This is a genomic window from Mesorhizobium sp. M7D.F.Ca.US.004.03.1.1 (genome assembly GCF_003998635.1).
Taxonomy (GTDB): Bacteria; Pseudomonadota; Alphaproteobacteria; order Rhizobiales; family Rhizobiaceae; genus Mesorhizobium; species Mesorhizobium loti.
In genome coordinates, this window is the sequence record NZ_RZQG01001310.1 from 1 (window position 1) to 1228 (window position 1228).

2 pseudogenes are annotated in these 1228 nt (G+C 58.0%); both read right to left on the reverse strand.

What is annotated here, in order from left to right:
* Window positions 1-178: pseudogene (locus EN935_RS36605) on the reverse strand (cold-shock protein); the annotation flags it as partial.
* A 348-nt stretch (window positions 179-526) separates the two neighbouring features.
* A pseudogene (gene repC / locus EN935_RS36610) lies at window positions 527-1228 on the reverse strand (plasmid replication protein RepC); the annotation flags it as partial.

Here is a 1228-nt window from a genome sequence, read left to right on the forward strand (position 1 = left end):
ATTTACCGGTCCGCCGATCCTGTTCCATCTCGTAGTTGACCTTCTGGCCGTCAGCAAGCGTCGATAGGCCAGCGCGCTCGACAGCAGAAATATGGACAAACACGTCCTGTCCACCACCGTCGGGTTGAATGAAGCCAAAGCCCTTGGTCGCGTTGAACCACTTTACCGTTCCAGTCGCATAAAGGTGTTTCCTTGCCGTAAGTGTCTACCTGTCCGCTGGCCGACCGCACTGGCCGCAGCTGTTTCAGATACATGCAGCAAATGGCCCTCATAGCAAGTCTTTGGCCTGTTTGACGACCTTTTGGCGCCAAGCGGTGGGGGCGCTGACGCCACCTCGATAATTGAGCAGTGCCAGCATCGTATGCTTGGAAACAAGACTCTCGGAATAGTGCCCCACCCTTGTGCCTTGTCGGTCAGACGCGCGGACAACCACCAAGACTGCTGCCGGTCGACGAAACCAAAGACCCAAAAGGCCGCATTGGCTTTGAGCTGGGCGCGAAGCGACGAGCTGCGGGATCGGCGATCGTCATCCCGTCATCTTCGCCATCGCGCCGTTCGCCTTGAGCGCCGCCATCAGCATCGGCCCGACAGAGAACTGCCCTGACGTCGCCTTTTCGGTCAGTACCCGCAAATAGCCGCCGGCCGAGTTGATGTGCTGCGCCCTTTGCAGAATGCAGGCAATCACGATCGCCGCGATCTCTTGGCCCATCACATGGCACGCCTCCTCATACGCAGACGGCGAAACGCCCAGATATCCCCGCACCTGGGCGGCCGTTATCATGAGATCGCGCCAATTGCCGATCCCGTCGACGGCATAATCCGCAATTTCGGGGCAAGCCTTCAGCACCATCCCTAGTGGGTATGTTTTCGGCGCCTCTGCGGTCCTCGTCCTGGGCTCGGCCGACGCCCCGCTTTTCTCTAAAGCAGGTTCAAATTCAAAAATAGAGTCGGTATTTGAATCAGATTGCTGCCGCTCGTTTTGAGAGTCATTGCCGCTCGGATTCGTGTATTTCATATGACTTTCCAGCAGCTTATCCACCTCGTCATGTAATCCGGCCATATCCGCCACGATCGGTTCGAGCTCGGCAATGCAAGCTCGGCGCGGAATTGCCTCCACAACGCCGCGGAAGCGCTTCCACAAGCCTCACCAGTCGCCTGGAACATCTTCGTCAACAGCCGCCTCGATCAGCTTCTGGATGTCTCGGCGGTGCAAGGTGATCCGCTCGCG